This is a genomic window from Nocardioides seonyuensis (assembly GCF_004683965.1).
In the GTDB taxonomy this organism is placed as follows: Bacteria; Actinomycetota; Actinomycetes; order Propionibacteriales; family Nocardioidaceae; genus Nocardioides; species Nocardioides seonyuensis.
On sequence record NZ_CP038436.1, the window covers coordinates 1,521,528 to 1,543,176 of the forward strand.

Annotated in this window: 19 protein-coding genes and 1 tRNA gene; 10 read left to right on the forward strand and 10 right to left on the reverse strand. The window is 70.6% G+C overall.

Going from position 1 to position 21,649, the window contains the following annotated elements; translation table 11 throughout:
* Positions 1 to 8: 8 nt before the first annotated feature.
* Together EXE58_RS07510 and EXE58_RS07515 are read right to left on the reverse strand one after the other, a co-directional pair.
* On the reverse strand, positions 9 to 482 hold the full coding sequence (locus EXE58_RS07510) for an FHA domain-containing protein FhaB/FipA (protein WP_135267309.1): 474 nt from the start codon (positions 480 to 482) through the stop codon (positions 9 to 11).
* Positions 475 to 1,191, reverse strand: coding sequence for an FhaA domain-containing protein (locus EXE58_RS07515; RefSeq protein WP_135267310.1), 717 nt, complete (start codon positions 1,189 to 1,191; stop codon positions 475 to 477). The genes EXE58_RS07510 and EXE58_RS07515 overlap by 8 nt, the downstream gene beginning before the upstream one ends.
* 142 nt (positions 1,192 to 1,333) lie before the next feature.
* Here EXE58_RS07515 and EXE58_RS07520 point away from each other — a divergent pair.
* The 5 genes from EXE58_RS07520 to EXE58_RS07540 all read left to right on the forward strand — a co-directional run bounded on the left by EXE58_RS07520 (position 1,334) and on the right by EXE58_RS07540 (position 6,268).
* Positions 1,334 to 1,416, forward strand: a tRNA-Leu gene (locus EXE58_RS07520).
* A gap of 214 nt (positions 1,417 to 1,630) precedes the next feature.
* A complete protein-coding gene (locus EXE58_RS07525; protein WP_135267311.1) occupies positions 1,631 to 2,833 on the forward strand; it encodes a glycoside hydrolase family 16 protein in 1,203 nt (400 codons plus the stop codon).
* 28 nt (positions 2,834 to 2,861) lie between these two features.
* The gene (locus EXE58_RS07530; protein WP_135267312.1) at positions 2,862 to 4,547 is read left to right on the forward strand and encodes a SulP family inorganic anion transporter; all 1,686 of its coding nucleotides are present in this window, start codon (positions 2,862 to 2,864) and stop codon (positions 4,545 to 4,547) included.
* A gap of 50 nt (positions 4,548 to 4,597) precedes the next feature.
* On the forward strand, positions 4,598 to 5,278 hold the full coding sequence (locus EXE58_RS07535; RefSeq protein WP_135267313.1) for an NADPH-dependent F420 reductase: 681 nt from the start codon (positions 4,598 to 4,600) through the stop codon (positions 5,276 to 5,278).
* A gap of 69 nt (positions 5,279 to 5,347) precedes the next feature.
* Complete coding sequence (locus tag EXE58_RS07540; RefSeq protein WP_135267314.1) at positions 5,348 to 6,268, forward strand: hypothetical protein; 921 nt, start codon at positions 5,348 to 5,350, stop codon at positions 6,266 to 6,268.
* 29 nt (positions 6,269 to 6,297) lie between these two features.
* Here EXE58_RS07540 and EXE58_RS20375 read toward each other — a convergent pair whose 3' ends face one another.
* Positions 6,298 to 6,873: a LysM peptidoglycan-binding domain-containing protein gene (locus EXE58_RS20375; RefSeq protein ID WP_208544166.1), complete on the reverse strand. Its 576-nt coding sequence runs from the start codon at positions 6,871 to 6,873 to the stop codon at positions 6,298 to 6,300.
* 122 nt (positions 6,874 to 6,995) lie between these two features.
* On the opposite strand from EXE58_RS20375, the gene EXE58_RS07550 reads away from it, so the two are divergent.
* Complete coding sequence (locus tag EXE58_RS07550) at positions 6,996 to 7,478, forward strand: glutathione peroxidase (protein ID WP_135267315.1); 483 nt, start codon at positions 6,996 to 6,998, stop codon at positions 7,476 to 7,478.
* A gap of 9 nt (positions 7,479 to 7,487) precedes the next feature.
* Here the strand turns inward: EXE58_RS07550 and EXE58_RS07555 are convergent, their stop codons facing one another.
* Positions 7,488 to 9,638: an MMPL family transporter gene (locus tag EXE58_RS07555; protein WP_135267316.1), complete on the reverse strand. Its 2,151-nt coding sequence runs from the start codon at positions 9,636 to 9,638 to the stop codon at positions 7,488 to 7,490.
* A gap of 111 nt (positions 9,639 to 9,749) precedes the next feature.
* On the opposite strand from EXE58_RS07555, the gene EXE58_RS07560 reads away from it, so the two are divergent.
* On the forward strand, positions 9,750 to 10,235 hold the full coding sequence (locus EXE58_RS07560) for a MarR family winged helix-turn-helix transcriptional regulator (protein WP_208544167.1): 486 nt from the start codon (positions 9,750 to 9,752) through the stop codon (positions 10,233 to 10,235).
* On the opposite strand, the gene EXE58_RS07565 is transcribed toward EXE58_RS07560, so the two are convergent.
* The 3 genes from EXE58_RS07565 to EXE58_RS07575 are packed head-to-tail and all read right to left on the reverse strand — an operon-like array spanning position 10,232 to position 14,254.
* On the reverse strand, positions 10,232 to 12,715 hold the full coding sequence (locus EXE58_RS07565; RefSeq protein ID WP_135267317.1) for a hypothetical protein: 2,484 nt from the start codon (positions 12,713 to 12,715) through the stop codon (positions 10,232 to 10,234). The two genes, EXE58_RS07560 and EXE58_RS07565, sit on opposite strands and share 4 nt — an antisense overlap.
* Positions 12,716 to 12,719: 4 nt before the next feature.
* Positions 12,720 to 13,499, reverse strand: coding sequence for a polyphosphate--glucose phosphotransferase (gene ppgK / locus EXE58_RS07570; RefSeq protein WP_135267318.1), 780 nt, complete (start codon positions 13,497 to 13,499; stop codon positions 12,720 to 12,722).
* Positions 13,500 to 13,516: 17 nt separating this feature from the next.
* A complete protein-coding gene (locus EXE58_RS07575) occupies positions 13,517 to 14,254 on the reverse strand; it encodes an AIM24 family protein (protein ID WP_135267319.1) in 738 nt (245 codons plus the stop codon).
* A 143-nt stretch (positions 14,255 to 14,397) separates the two neighbouring features.
* Here EXE58_RS07575 and EXE58_RS20470 point away from each other — a divergent pair, with 143 nt between their 5' ends.
* Complete coding sequence (locus tag EXE58_RS20470) at positions 14,398 to 15,873, forward strand: fatty acid desaturase (protein WP_135267320.1); 1,476 nt, start codon at positions 14,398 to 14,400, stop codon at positions 15,871 to 15,873.
* Positions 15,874 to 15,912: 39 nt separating this feature from the next.
* Here EXE58_RS20470 and EXE58_RS07585 read toward each other — a convergent pair whose 3' ends face one another.
* The 3 genes from EXE58_RS07585 to EXE58_RS07595 all read right to left on the reverse strand — a co-directional run bounded on the left by EXE58_RS07585 (position 15,913) and on the right by EXE58_RS07595 (position 19,544).
* A complete protein-coding gene (locus EXE58_RS07585; protein ID WP_135267321.1) occupies positions 15,913 to 17,076 on the reverse strand; it encodes a GGDEF domain-containing protein in 1,164 nt (387 codons plus the stop codon).
* A 129-nt stretch (positions 17,077 to 17,205) separates the two neighbouring features.
* Positions 17,206 to 18,369, reverse strand: coding sequence for a GGDEF domain-containing protein (locus EXE58_RS07590; protein WP_135267322.1), 1,164 nt, complete (start codon positions 18,367 to 18,369; stop codon positions 17,206 to 17,208).
* A gap of 11 nt (positions 18,370 to 18,380) precedes the next feature.
* Positions 18,381 to 19,544 carry a GGDEF domain-containing protein gene (locus EXE58_RS07595; RefSeq protein ID WP_135267323.1) on the reverse strand — a complete coding sequence of 388 codons (1,164 nt, stop codon included), beginning with the start codon at positions 19,542 to 19,544 and terminating at the stop codon, positions 18,381 to 18,383.
* A 136-nt stretch (positions 19,545 to 19,680) separates the two neighbouring features.
* Here EXE58_RS07595 and EXE58_RS07600 point away from each other — a divergent pair, with 136 nt between their 5' ends.
* Positions 19,681 to 20,253: a TetR/AcrR family transcriptional regulator gene (locus tag EXE58_RS07600; protein WP_135267324.1), complete on the forward strand. Its 573-nt coding sequence runs from the start codon at positions 19,681 to 19,683 to the stop codon at positions 20,251 to 20,253.
* 6 nt (positions 20,254 to 20,259) lie between these two features.
* Positions 20,260 to 21,642, forward strand: a complete 1,383-nt coding sequence (locus tag EXE58_RS07605; protein ID WP_135267325.1) for an MFS transporter — start codon at positions 20,260 to 20,262, stop codon at positions 21,640 to 21,642.
* Positions 21,643 to 21,649: the final 7 nt, after the last annotated feature.

A 21,649-nucleotide genomic window follows, 5' to 3' on the forward strand; every position in this document is an offset into this window, starting at 1 on the left:
AGGGCGGCTCACTTCCGCAGCTCGAGGATCGTCTTGCCCACCCGCACCTGGACGCCCGGCCCGATGGTCGTGGGCTGGGTGATGCGCACGGATCCGACGTAGGTGCCGTTGGTGGAGCCGAGGTCCTCGACGAACCACTCGTCACCGCTGGCGGCGACGCGCGCGTGCCGCGTGGAGACGTAGTCGTCGTCGAGACGGATGGCGGCGTCCGTGCCGCGACCGATCAGCAGCGGCGCTTCAGCGAGCTCAGCGCGAGCCCCCACGTTGTCGCCCTCGACCACGATCAGGTGGGTGGGGTCTCCGCGGCGGGCCCGTCGCGGCCGACCCTTGGGCTTGGCGGCCGGTGCCGCACTCCCGCGGGCAGTCTCCGGGATGCGCGCGCCGAACATGTCGGAACGGATCACCGAGATCGCCGAGAGCACGAAGATCCACAAGATCGCCAGGTAGGCCATGCGGATCAGGAACAGCGTGAGCTCAGACATTGAAGCCTCCCGCCTGGTCGCGACCGCCGTCGACGCGGACCACCATCTCGGTGTTCCCGATCTTGATCGTGGCGCCGTCGTGGAGCCGGGCCCGGGCGACCTTGGACCCGTCGACCACGATCCCGTTGGTCGACCCCAGGTCGACCGCCTCGACGCCGTCGACGCTGACCTCGAGCTCGAGGTGACGGCGGCTCACGCCGGGGTCGTTGATGCGCAGGTCGGCCTCGGTGCCACGTCCGATGACGAGGCCGGGCGGACGCAAGGGGTGTCGGGTGCCGTTGATCTCGAGCATCGCGTGGGAGCTGCGACTGCGCGTGCGGGTGTCGTTGTCGGCGACGCTGGCGACGGACTTGCTGCGGATCCGGAACCTGCCGGTCGTGAGGTCGTCGGCGGGCTCGAGGTCGATCGTCACCGGGCCGGTGAAGACGTAGCCCTGGGCGTCGGCGTGGTCCTGCAGCTGGGTGGTGAGGTCGTCGGTGAGGGTGGGGCCCAGGTCGACGAGCCGCTCGAGGTCGGTGGCGGAGAGCTCGACGTGGAACTCGTTGGGGACGACCCGGCGCTGCCGGCTCAGCACCTGGGCGTTGTTGTCGCACTCGCGCTGGAGGGCCGCGGCGATCTCGACGGGCTGCACGGCACTGCGGAAGGCTCTCGCGAAGACTCCGGAGATCATCTGCTCCAGCTTGTGCTCGAAGCGCTGCAACGCGTTCATCCGGCCTCCTCTCGTCGTACGTCACCCAAGTGATCCGGGACAGTCGGTCGCGTTGATGCTACTGGTGTCCTGAGCGGCAACCGCGCTGCCGACTCGATTGGGAGCGCGCTGCCGCCTTGGGGTAGCCTGACCCCGCTTCTCTGCGCGAGTGGCGGAACGGCAGACGCGCTGGCTTCAGGTGCCAGTGTCCGAAAGGGCGTGGGGGTTCAAATCCCCCCTCGCGCACAGATGAAGGCCCCGGATCGATGATCCGGGGCTTCGTCGATTTCGGGCCGTCCGCGGAGTCGTCGGGTGGGCACACCTCTACATGCTGGGGCAACTAAGACGGCGGTTGCGGCGTCATACCCGGGAATGACGGCAGCCGAGTGTCCTCGCCGCGTCACGTCGGGGCGAGGCTGCTGGCCCTGCACACCGCATCCACGACCCGGAAAGCCGGCCCATGTCCCCACGTCGCGTACTCGCAGGCAGCGCCCTCGCTCTGGTGCTGCCCGCATCCCTGCTGCTCGGACTCCCGTCCCACTCGGCCACCGAGAGCGCTGAAGGAGGAGCGGCGAGCGCATCCTTACGCACCACCGCCACGCAGTGGGTACACCTGCAGGCGCTGCCGCAGATCGTCCAGCAGGGTGCCCGGGTCGCCAGCCCCGACGCAGCGAAGGCGGCCATCACGGCCACCATCAGGCCGGTCGAGGCCGGTCGGAAGGTCAGGCTCGAGGTCGAGCGCGACTCCCACTGGGAGTCCGTGGCCACGGTCCGGCAGAACGCCAAGGGCCGCGCCCAGTTCGCCGCTCCTGCCACCAGCAGTGGTCGGCCGCTGACCTACCGTGTCAGGGCCGCTGCCTTCGAGGGCCTCGAGGCGATCACGAGCGACACCGTCAGCACCGCGCGCTGGCTGTCCCCGACCTGGACCGACGAGTTCACCGGCTCCGCGCTCTCTCCCACGTGGCACCACCGCGGGCAGCACTTCGACGTCAAGAGCCTTCGCCGGTGCTCCAGGGGCGACCCGAAGGCGGTCGAGGTCGGCGACGGTGCCGTGCGGCTCAGCGTCATGAAGGACCGCAGCCAGACCACCAGGTGCAAGGTCCGCGTCCGCGATGAGTTCGCCGGCAGGTACGCCCACCGCCTCAACGGCCACATCGGCACCGAAGGCGCCTTCTCGTTCAAGTACGGCATCGCCGCGGCGCGCATGAAGTTCCACCGCACGCGCGGGCAGCACGGCAGCTTCTGGATGCAGGCGGTGGGAGGCATGTATCCCGGCGGCACCGGTCATGAGATCGACGTCATCGAGTACTTCGGCGACAACCACCGCAAGGGCGGTCTGACCACCTTCATCCACCGCTACGAGGGCAGCCGGGTCGTCAAGACCGGGGCTCGGATCACGGACATCCGGTCGTTCCTCAGGAACAAGCGTGACGGCTGGTCGAAGAACTACCACGTGTTCTCGGTGGAGTGGACACCACAGACCCTGATCTTCCGCATCGACGGCAAGGAGACCACCCGCATCAGCGGCGGCATCTCCAGCGTCCCGCAGTTCCCCATCCTGAGCCTGCTCTCCTCGGACTACGAGATACCGAAGATGAAGGGCAGGCAGCTCCCGCAGCACATGTACGTCGACTGGATCCGCGTCTGGGAGACCGGCTCCTGAGCTGCTCCCGCACCGATAGCCTCGGCACGTGAGCGCCACGACGCGGCTGGCCGCACTGCTGCCGGGCGTGGGCGTGCTCCGCGGCTACGAACGCAGCTGGCTGCGACCTGACCTGGTGGCCGGACTGACGGTCGGTGCGATGCTCATCCCCCAGTCCATGGCCTACGCCGAGCTGGCGGGCATGCCGCCGGAGTACGGCTTCTACGCCGTCGTCGCCCCGCTCGTCATCTACGCCGTCGTCGGCACCAGCCGCCACCTCGGTGTGGGACCCGAGCCGGGTACGGCGATCCTGGCGGCGACCGGCGTCGGCGCCCTGGCTGCGGGGGACGGCTCTCGCTACGTCACCCTGATGGCGGCGCTGGCCCTGCTCGTGGGTGCGCTGGGCGTGCTCGGGGCTGCGGCCCGGCTGGGCTTCATCGCCTCCGTCCTGTCCAAGCCGGTGCTCGTCGGCTACATCACCGGGGTCGGGCTGACCCTGCTGAGCAGCCAGATCTCCGCGTTCACCGGGGCCCCGATCGCGGCCGACCGCTTCTTCCCCCGTGTCGCGGAGCTGGCCCGAGAGGTCGGCGCCGTCGACCCGGTGACCCTCGGGCTCGGCGGAGCGACGCTGGCGCTGATCATGGTGGTGCGCTGGCGCAGCCCCGCCGTGCCGGGGTCACTGATCGGGGTCGCAGCGGCGACCCTTCTCGTGTGGGCGCTCCCGGGCGCTGAGCCGGTCGTCGCCGTCGTCGGCGACATCCCCGAGGGGCTGCCGACCCCGGCGCTCCCGCACGTCACGCTCGACGACTTCGTGGCGCTGCTCCCCGTGGCGGCCGGCATCCTCCTCGTCGGCTTCACCGACAACGTCCTGACCGCGCGCTCGATCGCCGCGCGCCACGGCTATCGCATCGACCCCAACCAGGAGCTGCTCGCGCTCGGGCTGACCAACCTCGGAGCCGGGGTGTCGCAGGGCTTCCCGGTCTCCTCCAGCGCCAGCCGCACTGCCGTACCCGCTGCCCTCGGCAGTCGCACCCAGCTCGTCTCGCTGGTCGCGGCGGCGCTCGTGGTGGCCACGCTCGTCGTGCTCAGCCCCGTGCTGGGCCAGATCCCGCGCACGGCCCTCGCGGCGGTGATCATCGCCGCAGCGCTCTCCATCATCGACGTGCCGGGCTACCGGAGCCTGTGGCGGGTGAGCCGCCAGGAGGCTCTGCTCGCTGCGGTGGCCGCCCTCGGGGTCATCGTCTTCGACGTGCTCGTCGGCGTCCTGGTCGCGGTCACCCTGTCGGTCCTCGTGGCGCTGGGCCGCATCGCGCGTCCCCACGACGCCGTGTTGGGTGACCTGCCCGGACTCGACGGCTGGGTGGAGGTCGACGCCTATCCCGAGGCGACGGCGGAGCCGGGCCTGCTCGTCTACCGCTTCGACGCACCGCTGTTCTTCCTCAACGCCGACCGGTTCCGCGCCCGGGTGGAGGAGGTGCTCGAGTCCAACCCTGGTCGCGAGGAGTGGCTGGTGCTGGACTTCGAGGGCATCGGATCGCTCGACGCCACTGCCCTCGACGCGCTCGCCGACTTCGTCGAACGCCTCCAGCACCTCGGGCTGCACCGGGTGTCGGTCGCCCGCGCCCACGTCGACGTCGTACGCCGCCTGCGCGCGGCCGAGCTGCTGGAGCCTGAAGGCGCGCTGCACAGCTATCCCACGATCAACGCCGCGGTGAGGGCCTACCGGGAGCGCTGATCCGGGGAGAGACTGGTCTGCCCACCATCTCCCACCCTCCAGGACCCAGCATGACGAACATCGCTGTTCTCGGCACCGGCACGGTCGGTCAAGCACTCGCCGGCCGTCTGGCCGCGCTCGGGCACGACGTCGTGGTCGGGACCCGTGACCCGGGAGCGACACTGGCCCGCGTCGAGCCGGACCAGATGGGCGACGCACCGTTCTCGGCCTGGCTCAGCGCCCGTCCCGACATCGAGCTGGCGACGTTCGCGGATGCTGCGTCCCGCTCGGAGGTCGTGGTCAACGCCTCCTCGGGTGCGGCCACGCTCGACGTGCTCGGCCTCGCCGGTGCGGACAACCTCGCCGGGAAGGTGCTCCTCGACGTCTCGAACCCCCTGGACTTCTCTGCGGGCTTCCCGCCCACCCTCGCGGTCAAGGACACCGACTCACTGGCTGAGCAGGTCCAGCGTGCGTTCCCGGAGGCCCGGGTCGTCAAGAGCCTCAACACACTCACCGCCTCGCTCATGGTGGAGCCGCAGTCACTGGGGGAGTCCAGCACCGTCTTCGTCTCGGGCGACGACGCCGCCGCCAAGGCCACCGTGGTGGAGCTGTTGGAGGGCTTCGGCCACGGCGACGTCATCGACCTCGGTGGCCTCGAGACTGCCCGGGGAGCCGAGATGTGGCTCCCGCTCTGGTTGCGGCTCATGGGCTCGCTCGGCACCGCCCGTTTCAACGTGAAGGTCGTCCGCTGATCCGACATCCGTCCGAGGCCTTCGTCCATTCGGCGCACGGAGGCGCGTGTGGACTGCCAGACTCCGCGCATGCTGAAGCCTCTCCCGCTCCGTGCCGTGCTGCCCGTCGTGGCCCTGGTCGCCGGCTCCGCCACGGTTGTTGCCGCTCCCGCGACGGCAGGGAGCGCCGCGGTACCGTCCTCGCACGTCAAGGAGTGCACCGACGCCGGCCTGGCGAACGCCGCTGCGATGACGCAGGTGTCCTCGGCGTCGGCGGCGGAGTCGTCGGGTGGGCTCACCTCGAAGGCCAGCGCCTGGGTGTACAGCGTCGCGGGCTCGGCCGATCGGTGCGTCGTCACCAGGACCGTCGGCGCCAAGGTGCCGCGGAAGGCACGCCGATCGAGCGACCACTCCGTCGGCTACCTCTCCCGCACCGACGGCCGCGTCGTCCTCGACACCGGTGAGGTCCTTCCCCTCAACGATGCGATGTCCGGCCTGGGCGGAGCCACCGGCCGCTCGCAGGTCATGGCCCAGGTCATGGCGGTCACGGAGACGGAGCGCATCTCCCCCGAGGACGCGGAGTTCCTGCCGCCGGCCCTCGCGGGCCTCGCCGGCCACGACGCCACGCTCGAGCTCTCGACGTACCGCATCGACCTCTACAGCCAGGCGTGGACGACCACGCGACTCGCCAAGCCGCTCAGCAAGGCCCAGGTGAGGAAGAAGCGCGCCGCCGAGCTCAGGCTCGCCGCGACGCGTCATGAAGCTCGCGTCGCCGGGATCAAGGCAGCCCGCGAGGCACAGCTGGCGATCGCGGCGACCGAGACGGGCCTCGCCGCCACCTGGCGGACCTTCCTGGCCGAGGACGCGTACACCCGGGACATCGGCTTCGCCCGGGCGTCGCTGCGGGCGAGCAAGCAGCTCGCGCGGCAGCACGCGGCGGAGGCGGGCCGCGGGACCGACACCCGCGAGGCCTACCTCCACCAGATCGCGCTCAGCGTCCCCCTCGGCTGATCACGCGCGGCGTTCCCGCCGCGCCAAGGTCAGCGCTTGGGGATCGTGAACTTCTGCCCCGGGTGGATCAGGTCGGGATTCTCGATGTTGTTGACCCGGGCGATCTCGCGCCAGTCGACCCCGAAACGGGCGCCGATCTCGGAGAGCGTGTCCCCCGACTTCACCGTGTAGGTGTCGGGCTCGTTCGCCTCGCGGCGCGCCTCCTGCCGGGCATCCTGCCGCTCCTCGCGGCGCTCCTCCCGCGCCTCCTGGCGCTCCTCCTGACGCTTCTCGCGACGCTTGTTGGCCTTCTCGATCGCCTTCTGGGCGCGCTCGTCGGCCTTGCGGTCGGCCTCCTGGGCCTCCTCCTGAGCCTTGACGGCCTCGGCCTCGGCGTCCTTGCGGGCCTGGTCGGCCTGGGCCTTCTCCTCGTCGCTGGCTGTCGGGAGACCGGCCTTCTCGGCTGCCTCGTCAGCCTTGCGGCGCGCCTCGTCGGCGCGGGCCTGGGCCTCGACCTTGGCCTTGTCGGCCTCTGCCTGGGCGGCCTCGGCCTCCTGGCGCGCCTCCTCGGCGGCCTCCGCGTCGTCGGTGGTGACGGCGTCCTTGATCTTGTCCCACAAAGACATGCTGGTTCCTCTCATCGGGGTGCAGCGGGTGCTCCCGGTGCTGGGGGGCTGTACCCACGGGCGCAAGGCTCACCGGCGGACGCCCGGATCACCGGTGGCCGTCACCTGTCAGGCTTGGTCGCATGACCTCACTCAGCGACTTCAAGGCCACCGCGATCGACGGCACCGAGGCCGACCTGTCGTCGTACGACGGCAAGGTGGTGCTGGTCGTCAACACTGCGTCGCAGTGCGGCCTGACCCCGCAGTACCAGGGCCTGCAGGAGCTGCACGAGACCTACGCCGACCAGGGGCTCGTGGTGCTGGGGTTCCCGTGCGACCAGTTCAGGAACCAGGAGCCGGGGGACGAGGCGGAGATCGCGGAGTTCTGCGAGCGCAACTACGGCGTGGAGTTCCCGATGTTCGCCAAGGTCGACGTCAACGGCAAGGGTGCCCACCCGCTGTGGAAGTGGCTCAAGGACACCAAGGGCGGCATCCTCGGCGGCTCGATCAAGTGGAACTTCACCAAGTTCCTGGTCGGTCGCGACGGTCAGGTGATCGACCGCTACGCCCCGACCACCGAGCCCGCCAAGCTGGCCGGTGACATCGAGAAGGCGCTGGCCCCCTAGACCCTGCTCCTACTGCGCCGGCCCGACCTTGCGCGGCCACCAGAAGCGGTCGCCCAGGGTCAGCGCGAGGGCCGGCACCAGCACGGTGCGCACGACCAGGGTGTCGATCAGCACGCCGACGCAGATCACCGCGCCCAGCTGGGCCAGCACCACCAGCGGAAGCACGCCGAGCACGGCGAACACGGCCGCCAGCAGCACACCCGCGCTGGTGATGACGCCGCCGGTGGCGGTCAGCGCACGCAGCATCCCCTCGCGTGTGCCGTGCTCCTTGGCCTCCTCGCGGGCCCGGGTGACCAGGAAGATGTTGTAGTCGACGCCGAGCGCGACCAGGAAGAGGAAGGCAAGCAGCGGCACCCCGACATCCATCGCCGCGAACCCGAAGACGCCCGTGAACAACCACCACGCGGCACCCATGCTGGCGGCGTACGACGCGACGACCGTCGCGACCAGCAGCAACGGGGTCGCCACCGAGCGCAGCAGCACGACCAGCGCGAGCACCACCAGGAGCAGGATGACCGGAAGGATGACCAGCCGGTCGCGCTGGGCCCAGGTGCGGTCGTCGAGCGCCTCGGCGTCGCCACCGCCGACGTAGGTGTCGGTGTAGTCGTCGACCGAGGCGCGAATGTCCTCGATGGCGTCGAAGGCGGCCGGCGACCCGGGAGCGTCCGCGAGCACGGCGTCGATGCGGGTGACTCCGTCGCCCTGGTTGGTGACGCGGGCGGTCTGGACCCCTTCGACTCGGCTGACGGTGTCCGTGACCTCGGTGGCGTCCGCGCGGGTCACCACCTGGACCGGGTCGCTGATGCCGGCGGGGAACGACTCGGCGAGCCGCTCGGAGGCTGCGATGGCCTCGGGCTTCTCCAGGAACTGGTCTGCCGGGCGCAGGCCGGTGTCGATGAAGACGTTGCCGGTGGCCAGCAGGGCCAGGCCGACGAGGGTGGCAGCCACGAAGGTGCGCGGGCGGGCGGCCACCCCCCGGCCGACGCGGTTGAAGATGCCCCCGCTGTCGACCATCCGCGGGTCACCCACCTGGGGACGCTTGGGCCAGAAGACCCACCTGCCGAAGAGCACCAGCACCGCAGGCAGCACGACCAGGACGAACGTCGCGGCGATCACGATGCCGATCGCGTTCGCGACCCCGAGACCACGCGTGGCGGGGATGGCGGAGAGCACGAGGGTGAGCAGGCCCAGGAACACCGTGGTGGCGCTCGCGGTGACGGGCTCGATGGTGCGGCGCAGGGCGACGGCCATGGCCTCGTGGCGCGACTCGGTGCCCTTGAGCTCGTCGCGGTAGCGCGAGATCAGCAACAAGGCGTAGTTGGTGCCGGCGCCGAAGACGAGCACGCTCTGGATCCCGACCGTCGACTCGTCCCACGAGAGGTTGAGAGGCCCCTGCAGCCGCTCCAGGACGTTGGTCGCGACGATCGCGGCGAAGCGGTCGGCGATGCCGACCACCGTCAGCGGGATCAGCCACAGCACCGGGCTGCGGTAGGTCAGGATCAGCAGGAACGCGACCACCCCGGCGGTGGAGAGAAGCAGGCGCAGGTTGGCACCGTCGAAGACCTGGCCGATGTCGGCCTGGATTCCCGCGGGGCCCGTGACCTGGACGTCGACTCCCTCGGGGGCCTCCTCGCGCAGCTGTTCGCGCAGGTCGGTGACCTTGTCGATGTTCTCGGTGTTGGACTTCGAGGCGACCGGCAGCACGGCGTACGCCGCGGAGCCGTCCTCGGCCACCGTCAGCGGGGACTCGGCGCCCTCGCCGGGCGGGCCGCCCTCCGCCCCCGGCTGGCCGCCCTCGGCCCCCGGCATGCCGCCCTCGGAGCCGGGCTGTCCCTGCCCGCCGTCCGTGGCACCGGCAGTCGCCTCGGAGAGCAGTCCGACCGTCTGCTCGGTCAGCACGCCCACCCGGTCCTCGCCCAGGGGCTCGCCGTCCTCGGAGGACCACAGCACGATGGCCACCATGCCGTCGGACTTGGGCAGCGACTCGGCCAGCTCGATCGCCTTGGTGCTGTCGGCACCCGCCGGCCGTGAGTCGGTCGGCTTGATGTCGCGCTCCCCCTCTGCCACCCCGCCGACGACGAGCACGGCGAGGATGAGGGGAATCAGCGCCACCAGCCACGCCGTACGGCGTCCGGTGACGAAGCGGGTGAATGCAGACATCGTGGCCTCCGACGGGGGACAAGCGAGCCGGGAATGTGGTCAAGGAACTTGATTGCTAATGAAGTTAGCAATACGGTCAAGGAGTCAACAAGTCCTGACCCGGGGGGTGAGATGAGCCACGAGTCCGGACCAGCCATGCCGACCGGCTGGGCGGAGACCGAGAGCCTCCTGGCGCTGCGCGAGATGATCGCCGTGAGCGAGCGCATCAACCGTGTGGTCGCGCGCCGGGCACAGCTCGGCGAGAGCGAGCTGGTGACCCTGTCCCACCTCAGTCGCGAGCAGATCGGCCCGGCCGAGGTGGCGCGTCGGCTCGACGTCTCGACCGCGGCTGCGACCGGCATCGTCGACCGGCTGGTCGCCCGCGGCCACGTCGAGCGGCGCCCGCACGCCGGGGACCGTCGTCGTACCGAGCTGGTCATCACCGAGTCCGGCCGAGGAGAGGTCGTGGCCCACCTGCTGCCGATGTTCGTCGCTCTCGACCGGCTCGACCGGTCCTTCAGCCCCGAGGAGCGGGAGGTGGTGGCGCGCTACCTCCGGGGCGTGACAGGGGCCTACCAAGCGGTGCTGGCCGAAGGCTCGGAGCGGCCGACCGTCTAGTGACGTGACCCCCGGGAGCGTCGTGCCCGGTCACCGGCTGCGGCGAAGGACCGCACGGCACGGTGGAGAGGGGAGTCCGAGGCCTCCGCGGCGAAGGCGACCACCGCGTCCGGGATGACCGGCTCCGGCACCTCGTGCACTCGCCGAGCGAGCACCTCGACGAGTCCGCCCAGCTCAGCAGGTGGGTCGGCCCTCCTCAGGCCCGAGTCGAGGATCTGGATCGCCACCGGCCACAGACCGACCATGGCGCCGCGAAGGAACGCGTGCTCCCAGCCGCGGCCGTCACCGAGGACCCGGGCACGGTCGTCCCAGCCGGCCTCGCACGCTGTCACGGCGGCGGTCCCGTCGAGACGACCCTGCGCGCTCAGGCGTGCCAGGACCTCGAGGTCGTACGACGTCATCTCCTGGTGGACGTACTTGTCGGGCTCCCCCCTGAGTGCCTCGAGGACGTGGGCCCACACGGCCGGGTCCAGGGGACCACCGACGTCGGCGAGCGTGTGGTTGCGGCCCTGCGACCGGAAACCATGACCGAGCACCAGCAGGGGGCGGCCGGGCAGCAGGTAGGGCGCGAAGGCGCCGTGCTCCCCGCGAGTCAGCGCGGCCGCGAACCCCGGCCTGGTCGCCACGGCGTCGCAGGACTCCCAGGGCACCGGCGGCGACACCCGAACCGGGTCGGACGGCTCGTCCACAAGGGTGACGTCGAGGGTGCCCGCGAGCCACGACCGGACGGTGGCCGAGGCCGACGTGGTGAGGGCACCCCCCGGAGTGGTCACCGTTGCCGCTGTGGGCACCTCACCGGCCACGCGGGCGGCATCCGCAGGTGTGCCGTTGCGCAGCCGGTGGAGTGCGACGAGCACGTCCACGGGGCCGACACAGGTGGCCTCGGCGAGGCGGCTGAGGAGGTCATTGACGCACAGCGTCCCGTCCGACTTGCAGGGGGCGCTGACCATGCTCCCCCCGGCCTCCGCGACCAGAAGCACCTCCAGGGTGTGCAGCATCTCGAGACGGATCCGGGTCCCCAGGGAGGCCGCCCACCATCTCCCGATCACCGGCGGGTCCTGGTCGAGCAGCGAGGCCGGGGTCTCCCGCCGGAACCTCTCGCCGGACTCGGCGTACGTCATCGTCTCGGCCCAGATCTCACGCACTTCTACGGTCGAGATGCCGCGGGCGGCGACCCGCCAGTAGACCTCCGGCGTCACGACGCCCGACACCCACGCCTCGATGGCACGGGTCGTCGTGCACTCGGGGTTCAGGGCGCGGAATCCCGACATCGCCTCGCGCACGTTGGCTGCGCCGTGAAGGCGGATGAGCGCCGCGAGCTCATCGAGCAGGAACTGCTTCCGCGTTACGGAACGAGGCTGGCTCTCGTGCTTGACGCGGTTCAGCCGCTTGGGAAGGCTCTCGAGATCACGCCTCACGGGCAGCGACAACCGCTGGGGGTCCGACTCGGTGCGTTCGACCCACAGCCCCAGGTGATCGGGCACCGGCTCGGCGGCAGCAGCTGGGCCGGGGTCGTAGTCATCGGGGGGTGTGCGAGCCAGCCGCGCACCGAGCTCGTGCGCCTGTCGTCCCGCGTCCGTGTGCCCGTCCCTGGCCAGCTGGGCGAGTAAAGGAGGCAGGTCGCTCGGCCCGGGCGTCTCGGCGGCGTAGTGGGCGAGCATCCGCAGGAACGCCGACAGACCCGGCGTCGTCGACGAACGCGCCACGGACGCTTCCGCAGTCCCCATCGCCACCGGCCACACCTGGCTCATGGCCCCGCCCAGGACGAGCGCCCCGAAGTAGCGAGCAGCACGCTCGAGGTTCAGGCTGCCGGTGACCAGGAGCTCGTGCGAGACGGTGAGGAGGTCGCGGGCCTCGAGGTCGCCCTCAGCCAGGGCCGTGAGGACCTTCTCGGTTAGGCGCTCGTCCGGCACACCGGGTCTGGTGCTGAGATGGGACATCCAGCGGTGACGTAAGGAGTCGTAGGCGAAGGGCCGCTCGGGCAGCCCCGGCACGGCCATCGGCCGCAGGCCCCAGAGCCCACTCGGCCCTTGGTCGATGCTGGGGTCGATCAGCGGTGGAGGCGCGCCGGCCATGCCGCGCTTTCTGTCTATCGACACGAGGAGTCCGGGATCCGTCTCCCTCGCGGCCAAGACGTCCAGCGCGACGAGCAGCTCGTTGTGATCGAAGTATCCCCCGTCACCGTAAGGGACGAGCCTCTTCAGGAACGCGCGGCGCAGCGACTTCTCCGGACGATCCGCGACAGCGGCGGCGAGCTCCGCGAGCTCCTCCTTGGAGGTGGCGCGATCCAGGACGACCGGGAGGGCAACTGCGGCGTCAGCCGTGCCGCCGGAGGCCAGCGCCTCCTCCAAGAGAGCCTGGGCAATGGCCTCGTCAGCCCGAGACAGGTCCCTCACCCAGGTGATGAGGGCGGCCGCGTCGCCCGCCGCCAGGAGAGCTCGAAGCCGTTCCTCCACGTCCTGCTCGCCCCCGGTCTCCATCCGATCAGCGATCGTGCCTAGAGCCGGAGGCTCGCCCCTCACTGTCGCTCACTCCCGCCAGGGCAGCCCCCACGATGCCGGCGCGGTTCTGCAGCTCGGCGGGGATGATGCGCGTCTCGATGTCGATGAGGTGGCCGAAGTCGGCCCAGGCCTTGCTCACCCCGCCGCCGACGACGAAGAGGTCGGGGGTGAAGAGCCGCTCGAGGTGGCGGTAGTAGGCGGTGAGCCTCACGGCCCACTCCTCCCACGACAGCCCCTCGCGCTCGCGGGCGCTGGTGGCGGCGCGCTTCTCGGCCACCTCGCCGTCGAGGAAGAGGTGCCCCAGCTCGGAGTTGGGCACCAGGACCCCGTCGTTGATGAGGGCGGAGCCGATGCCGGTGCCCAGGGTGGTCAGCAGCACCAGGCCTTGGTGGCCCTTCGCCGCACCGAACGTGACCTCGGCCAGGCCCGCGGCGTCGGCGTCGTTGATGACGTGGACGTCACGCCCCAGCGCCTCGGTGAAGACGGCGTCGGCGTCGACGCCGATCCACGACTGGTCGATGTTGGCGGCGGAGAGCACCACCCCGCGTCGGATCACTCCTGGCACCGTCACCCCGACGGGGGTCGTCGACTCCGGGAACCTGCCGACGATCTCGCGGAACACGTCGGCGACCGCGTCGGGCGTGGCGGGTCGGGGCGTGGCGATTCGCACCCGGTCAGCGGCGAAGTCGCCCTTGTCGAGGTCGACCGGCGCGCCCTTGATGCCGGTGCCGCCGAAGTCGATGCCGAAGGGGTGGTCCGTCATGGCACCCAACCTAACGGTCAGCTGCCGAGCAGGTCGCCGATGATGCCGCCGCCCCCGCCGCCGCTCTTCTGCCCGCCCTGCGTGGAAGCGGTCCACTCGCTGGGCTGTACGACGACGAAGCCGGGACCGTGGAAGGAGTACTGGAACGCCTCGCCGGACCCGCCACGCAGCATGGACTTCATGTTCATGCTGCTGACGACGCTGGGGACGAGGTTCGCCGACCAGGCGACGCAGGCGTTGACGTCGACATAGGTGGGCTGCTGGCTGCAGTCGAGGACCACCGGCTTGCCGACGGTGCACAGGGCGACGGTGCCGGACCCCTTGACGGTCGTGTTGAAGAGGCCACCAGCCATCATGCCGGCGCCCTTGGTGCGGTTGATGTCCCACTCGAGGGTGGAGTCGAAGGCGAGCAGGTTGCGGCCGTTGACGGAAATCCCGTCGCCGCCGCCCTGGATGCCGCCGTCGAGCTGGATCAGGTAGACGTAGCCTGCCTCGTTGGCGAAGAACACCTCGCCCTGCCCGGACACACGCATCAGCGGCATGTCCTCGCTGGTGACCATCTTCTTCAGCAGCTTGCCCATGCCGCCGGCCTTCTCGTGGTCGAAGCGGACCTGGCCCTGGTAGGCGACCATCGCTCCCTTCACCGCCAGGACGTCGGGGCCGAGCGAGACGCGCAACAGCTGGTCGTTCTGGAGGCCGAAACGCTGGCCGTCGGGGATCTCGAGGTTGCCCTGGTCGAAGAGTTCGCTCTGCACGCCGCCAGCCTGCCAGAACCCGCTTGCGCTGTAACGAGCGAACCCGATCGTCGCTTGACAGGCAAGACGCTCTTGTCAACCTGCTTTACAGATCCTATGGTCTTGTAAACCTGACTTCCGGCCCAGACTCCCGAGGAGGAGCCATGCCCGGCTATCCCACCCGTTCCGTCCCCGACCGTCTCTCCCCCAGCGGCACCGTCCCCGAGGGCACCACCGCGCTGTGGAAGGACCGCAAGCGCTACCTCTGGCTGATCGGTCTCGTGGTGCCCAGCCTCGCCTTCGTCGCTCTCGCAGGCCATGCCCTCACCGGTTGGGGCGTGTGGTTCTGGCTCGGCCCGATCGTGATCCTGATCGTGGTCCCGGCGATCGACCTGATCGCGGGCCTCGACCGGTCCAACCCGCCCGACGACGTCATCGAGGCCCTCGAGGCCGACCGCTACTACCGCTGGATCACCTACCTGTTCCTGCCGATCCAGTACGCCGGCTTCATCGGCGCGATGGCGGTGATCGCCGGCTACGACCCCTTCGGCATCGCCGGTGACATCAGCCTGATCGACAAGATCGGCATCGCCGTGTCCATCGGCTCCATCGGCGGCATCGGCATCAACACCGCCCACGAGCTGGGCCACAAGAAGGAGGCCAACGAGCGCTGGCTGTCCAAGATCGCGCTCGCCCAGGTGGCGTACGGCCACTTCTACATCGAGCACAACCGCGGTCACCACGTCCGCGTGGCCACGCCGGAGGACCCCGCATCGAGCCGGCTGGGCGAGAACTTCTACCAGTTCTGGCCACGCACCGTGCTCGGCTCGCTCAAGTCCGCCTGGCGGCTGGAGAAGCGCCGCTACGCGCGCAAGAAGCTGCACCCCTTCCGGCTCGGCAACGACGTGCTCAACGCCTGGTTGATGACCGCGGTCCTCTGGGGCGCGCTCATCGCCTGGCTCGGCATCGGCATCGCGCCGTACCTCCTGCTCCAGGCGGTCGTGGGCTTCTCGTTGCTCGAGGTGGTCAACTACATGGAGCACTACGGCATGCTGCGCCAGAAGGTCGGCGTCGGCGACCGCCAGCGGTACGAGCGCGTGCTGCCGAGCCACAGCTGGAACTCCAACAACATCGCGACCAACGTGCTGCTCTACCACCTCCAGCGCCACAGCGACCACCACGCCAACCCGACCCGGCGCTACCAGACGCTGCGCGACTTCGAGGAGAGCCCCGTGCTGCCGACCGGCTACGCCGGGATGATCGTGCTCGCTGCCGTCCCGCCGGTCTGGCGCCGGGTGATGGACCAACGCGTCGTCGACCACTTCGGCGGTGACGTGTCACTGGCCAACATCAGTCCCCGCAAGCGTGAGAAGTACCTGCAGAGGTATGGCGCCCAGCACGCCGCCGCGGAACGCGCCCGCGCCGAGGCGGCCGCCCAGGCCCTGCCCGGTGCCGCCACCGAGGTGCTCGCCGCGCGGTGCCCGGGCTGCGAGTACGTCTACGAGGTCGCCGCCGGTGACGAGCACGAGGGCTTCGCCGCGGGCACCGCGTGGGCCGACATCCCCGACGACTGGTGCTGCCCGGACTGCGGGGTGCGCGAGAAGGTCGACTTCGTACCGGTGGAGCCGGCGGCCCGCTGACTCGCACCCGCTCCGCACCACGCCGGCGCCGGGCCTCGCTCAGGCGTCGGCGTGGTGGACCGCGCGGTCCCTGCCCGCGGCCTTGGCCCGGTAGAGCGCCTGGTCGGCACGCTCGATGGTCGCCACGAGCGGCAGCGCCACCGGCGCGATTCCGTAGCTGATCGTCGGGAGCATCGTGGTGCCGACCAGCGCTCGCTTGGCCATGGCCCCGCTGATGTTCTCCACCACTGCATCGGCCCGCTCGCGGGTCGCCCCCGGCAGCAGGAGGATGAACTCCTCGCCGCCCCAGCGGCCCACCAGGTCGGTCTCGCGGACCAGCGAGCGGCAGACCTCGGCGAAGGTCATGATCGCCAGGTCGCCCGCAGAGTGCCCGAGCTCGTCGTTGATCTTCTTGAAGTGGTCCAGGTCCGCGAGGATGATGTGGCCGCCGACCTCCGGGTTGCTGGCGATCTCCTGCTCGGCCAGGCGGAGGAAGCCACCGCGGTTGAGCAGGCCGGTGAGCCCGTCATGCGCAGCGAGGTCGCGCAGCGCCTGCTTCTGCTGCTCCTCGCTCAGGGTCGACATGGTGAATGCGATCGCGACGGCGAGGCCGGTGAGGGCGAACGTCGCGAGCTCGCTGCCCAGGTACGTCGTGAAGGGCGGCGCGTCCGGACCCACCGCGAGGTAGGCCAGCCACCGCACTGCGTAGAGCGCCGCGACGACGGCACAGCACCCGAACAGGGCCCACAGGGACCTGCGATGGCCCAGTCCCTCAGCGGGGCCTTCCCACCCCAGAGGGCGCGCCACGAGCCACTGCTCCCGCGCCGCGAGGGACAGCAGGATCCAAGTCGCCGCGAGGAACCACCCGCCGGCCGGCCACAGCTTGGTCCCGGGGTCGTCGAACGCGGCCGTCACTCCGACCAATAGCGGCCCGGCGGCGATGCACCACCACGGCAGGGTGCGACCACGCAGGGTCCGGCTGGCGGCCCAGACGCAGCCGACTCCGGCGATGTAGAGCATGTTGCCCAGCGGGTTGGCCCAGACCTGGTGCACCGTTCCGATGAGCATGTACGACATGGCTCCGCCGAGGCACAACGCCACGGACAGGCACCACCAGCCGGCGTACGACGTCCGGTTGGTGCGGTAGGTGATGCCGTACGACAGCACCAGGACGAGGCACATGAGCATGATGTACGACGCCTGCAGGCTGGCGAGGTCGAACATCGCGGATCCTTCGCTACGGGACTGCGGAGTAGCAGCCGTGGAAGAACCGTAAGCGCGTGTATCGCGTCACGTCTTTGCTTTGCGATGTTGTCAGCCGAGGGGTAAATCCGGGCAACTGGGAGGGGGCGCTCAGGCCGTCCTGGCGTAGTGGATCGCGCGGTCGCGACCGGTCTCCTTGGCCACGTAGAGAGCCTGGTCCGCGTGCTCGATGGCCTCCGCGAGCGGCATCTCGGCCGGGGCGATGCCGAAGCTGACGGTCGGGAGGACGGTGCTGCCGGTGCGGGCGCGCCGCGCCATGGCCAGGCTGATGGTCTCCACCACGTCGTCGGCCCGCTCCGGGCTCGCGCCTGGCAGGAGCAGGATGAACTCCTCGCCGCCGTAGCGACCCACCAGGTCGGTGGAGCGGACCAGCGACTGGCACACCCCCGCGAAGGTCACGATGGCCCGGTCGCCGGCAGCGTGCCCGTGCGTGTCGTTGATCGTCTTGAAGTGGTCGAGGTCGGCCAGGATGAGCTGGCCGCCACCGCGGTGGCGCAGCAGCGCGTCCTCGGCCAGGTGCAGGAAGCCCTTGCGGTTGAGCAGCCCGGTGAGGCCGTCGTGCGCGGCGAGGTCGCGCAGCGTCCGCTTCTGCTGCTCGTCACAGACCGTGGACATGTTGAACGCCACCGCAGTCATCAGCACGACCAGCATCAGCGTGGACAGGTTCTCCCCGAACACCGTCGTGAACGGGGGCCGCTCGGGCCCGACGGCGATGAACGCCGTCCAGCGGCCGACGTAGAAGAGCGCGGCACCGGCGCACGCGGCGAACAGCCCCCAGACGGCCTGCCGGTAGACGCGTTGGTCCGACGTGCGTGTCGGCGGCACGGACCTCGCGAGGAACCACAGGTCCACCGAGGCCAGCGCCAGCAGGATCCAGATCGAGGCGAGCTGAGCGGCGCCCGCCGGCCAGGGAGTCGTGGCGGGGTCGTCCATCACTGCGAGGATCCCGACGAGGAGCGGGGCGACGGCCAGCCACCACCAGGGGGTACGTCGACCGCGCAGCGAGCGGCTCGCCGCCCAGATGCAGCCCATGCCCAGGGCGTCGAGCGTGATGGCGACGGGGTTGGCCCACACCCGCTGCGGGGTTCCGTCCCACAGGTAGAACACTCTCGCCAGAGCCTGCAACCCCAGGCTGGCACACCACCACCCGGCGTACGGGGCCCGGCTCGACCGGTAGGTGACGAAGTAGAACAGTACGAAGACCGTCGCCATGAGGACTGCCAGGGCGATGTAGAGGCTGGGGGTGTGGAGCACGTGGGAGCTCCTCACACCTCGGCGTGGTGGACCGTCCTGTTGCGGCCGGCCTCCTTGGCCTTGTAGAGCGCAGCGTCAGCGCGCTCGATCGCGGTCTCGAGCGAGCCGTCGACGCTGCAGACGCCGAAGCTCACGGTCGGCAGGACCGCCCCCTCGACCGAGGCCAGCTTGGCCATCTCCGTGCGGATGGACTCGGTCACGTCGCTGGCACGCTCGAGGCTCGCCCCCGAGAGCAGGAGGATGAACTCCTCACCGCCGTAGCGCCCCACCAGGTCGGTCACCCGGACCGAGGCCGTGCAGACCGCCGCGAACGTGATGATCGCGTGGTCGCCGGCAGCGTGGCCGTGCTCGTCGTTGATCGCCTTGAAGTGGTCGAGGTCGGCCATGATCACCTGGCTCTCCTCACCGTCGTGGCGGGCGAGGTGCTCGTCGGCGAGCCGGAGGAACCCGGTGCGGTTGAGCAACCCGGTCAGGCCGTCGCGCGCGGCAAGGTCGCGCAGCTCCAGCTTGTGCTGCTCGTCGCTCAGGGTCGACATGCTGAACGCCACCGTCGTCATGACCACGATCAGGACCACTGACGTCGACTCGTTGCCGAAGACCGTCGAGTAGGGCGCCTGGTCGGGACCCACGAGGACGTAGGCCACCCAGCGGGCGAAGTAGAACCCGCCGGCCATCGCCGAGGCCGCGACCAGTGACCACAGCGAGCGCCGGTAGGCCACGATGTCGGCCGTGCCGCCGGCGAGCACCGCCCGGGCGGCGAAACCCATCTCCACGGCAGCGCCGATGAGCATCAGCCCGAGGGCCAGGAGGAAGATCTCGCCCGCGGGCATGATGGTGTGGCCCGGGTTGTCGAGCGCCGCCAGCGGAGCCACCACGACGGGCGCGACGGCCAGCCACCACAACGGGGTGTGCCGGAACCGCAGCGAGCGGCCGGCAGCCCAGATGCAGCCGACACCTACGAGGTTGGACGCGTGTCCGAGCGGGATGGTCCACCGGGCATGCGCGGAGTCGACCGTGAGGTAGGCGAGCGAGCCCCCCATCAGGGTGGCGAGCGTGACGCACCACCAACCAGCGAACGCCGACCGGCTGGTGCGGTAGGTGATGAAGTAGAAGAGCACCAGCAGGGTGCACATCAAGAGCGCCAGGGCGGCGCGCAGGCTGGTGTTGTCGAGCATGGGGGTCGAGGGTCTGCTTTCTGGTCGACCTGTGCAGGGGGCATGGTCCTTGTGCAACGGTAAAGTAAAAGCGGTTTCGGCGAGGCCAGTTGGAACAACGCGAAGCCGCCCCCGAGGTCACACCTAGACTTCCGGCATGGCCGCCCCCCTGCGAGAGCAGCTCCTCAGCGCTGCCGTGGAGATGACGACCACCGGCGGCTGGGCGAGCGTCACCATGGCCAAGCTCGCCGACCGGGTCGGGGTGAGCAGGCAGACCGTCTACAACGAGGTCGGCAGCAAGACTGCCCTGGCCGAGGCCATGGTGCTCGACGAGCTGGCGCGGTTCCTCGGCATCGTCGAGAAGGCCTTCGACGACTCCCCGGACCTGGTGACCGCGATCGAGACCGGCGTGCGCGAGGTGCTCGAGCACGCGCGCGGCAACGCCCTCCTGCACGCCGTCGTCAGCGCCACCCACGGGGCGGACACCGAGCTCCTCCCGCTGCTCACCACCCACTCCGACATGCTGCTCCAGACCGCCAAGGCTGTGGTGGCCGCGAGGGTCGAGCCCTACGCAGCAGAGGGAGGGATCGCAGTCACCCGCGACGAGCTGGACGCCGGCATCGACGCCATCGTGCGCGTGGTGCTCAGCCACGTGATGGCGCCGTCCGGTCCGCCCGCGGAGTCGGCGGCAGCGATGGCCGGGATCGCCCGGCGGGTGCTGGGTCTCTAGGCCCGCATGAGCACAGTCCGGTGGGGCACGTCGCAGGGCCGGGCCGTCATCGCCGCGGCCGCGCTCGGGTCCGGCCTGACGCTCCTCGACGGCACGGTCGTCAACGTGGCGCTGCCGACGATCGGCGCCGACCTGGACGCCTCGCTCTCCCAGCTCCAGTGGGTGGTCAACGGCTACTTCCTCTCGCTGGCCTCACTGATCCTGCTCGGCGGCTCGCTGGGCGACCGCTACGGCCGCCGGCGGGTGTTCGTGGTCGGCACGCTCTGGTTCGCCGCCGCCTCGCTCCTGTGCGGGCTGGCTCCGACCGCCGAGGTGCTGATCGCGGCCAGGGTGCTCCAAGGGATCGGCGGCGCGCTCCTGACCCCGGGCAGCCTGGCGATGATCCAGGGAGCCTTCGTCACCGAGGACCGCGGTCGTGCGATCGGTGCGTGGTCGGGGGTGAGCGGCATCGCCACCGCCGTCGGGCCCCTCGTCGGCGGCCTGCTGATCGACCACGCCTCCTGGCGGTGGATCTTCCTCATCAACCTGCCGCTGGCCGTGCTCACCGTCGTGCTGACGCGGTGGGTCCCCGAGACTCGCGACCCACGCGCCCTCGGCCGGTTCGACGTGTCCGGGGCCTCCCTGGCGACGCTGTCACTGGCCGCCGTCACGTTCGCGCTGATCGAGTGGGAGGGCGGCCTGATGCCTCTGGCGGCCGCGACCGGGCTCGCCGGCGCCGTCGCGTTCGTCGTACGCGAACGGCGTGCACGGGAGCCGATGGTGCCCCTGGGGCTGTTCGACGACCGCACGTTCAGTGCCGCCAACGCGATGACCCTGGTCGTCTACGCCGCGCTCGGCGCCCTGATGTTCTTCCTGGTCATCGAGCTGCAGACTGTGGGGGGCTACGGCGCGCTCGAGGCGGGGGTCGCGACGCTGCCGGTCACCGTGTGCATGCTGCTCCTCGCCTCCCGAGGCGGTGCACTCGGCCAGCGGATCGGCCCCCGGGTCCCGATGACCGTGGGGCCGCTGGTCATGGCCGCCGGCACGCTGCTGCTCCTGGCGGTGGGGCCCGATGTCAACTGGTGGCGCGACGTGCTGCCCGGGCTGACCGTGTTCGGTCTCGGCCTCGCGCTCATGGTCGCGCCGTTGACCGCCACCGTGCTCGCCGCTGCGCCCGACGACAGGGCCGGGATCGCCAGCGGAATCAACAACGCAGTCGCCCGCGCAGGATCGTTGCTGGCGGTCGCCGCGCTGCCGGTCGCCGTGGGCCTCTCGGGCGAGGACTACCGGGACCCGACCGCCTTCCAGTCGTCGTACACCTCCGCGATGCTCGCGTGCGCCGGCCTCCTCGCACTCGGCGGAGTCCTGTCCTGGGTGCTGATCCCGCAACGGCTCCCCGAGCCTGCCTAGAGTCTGT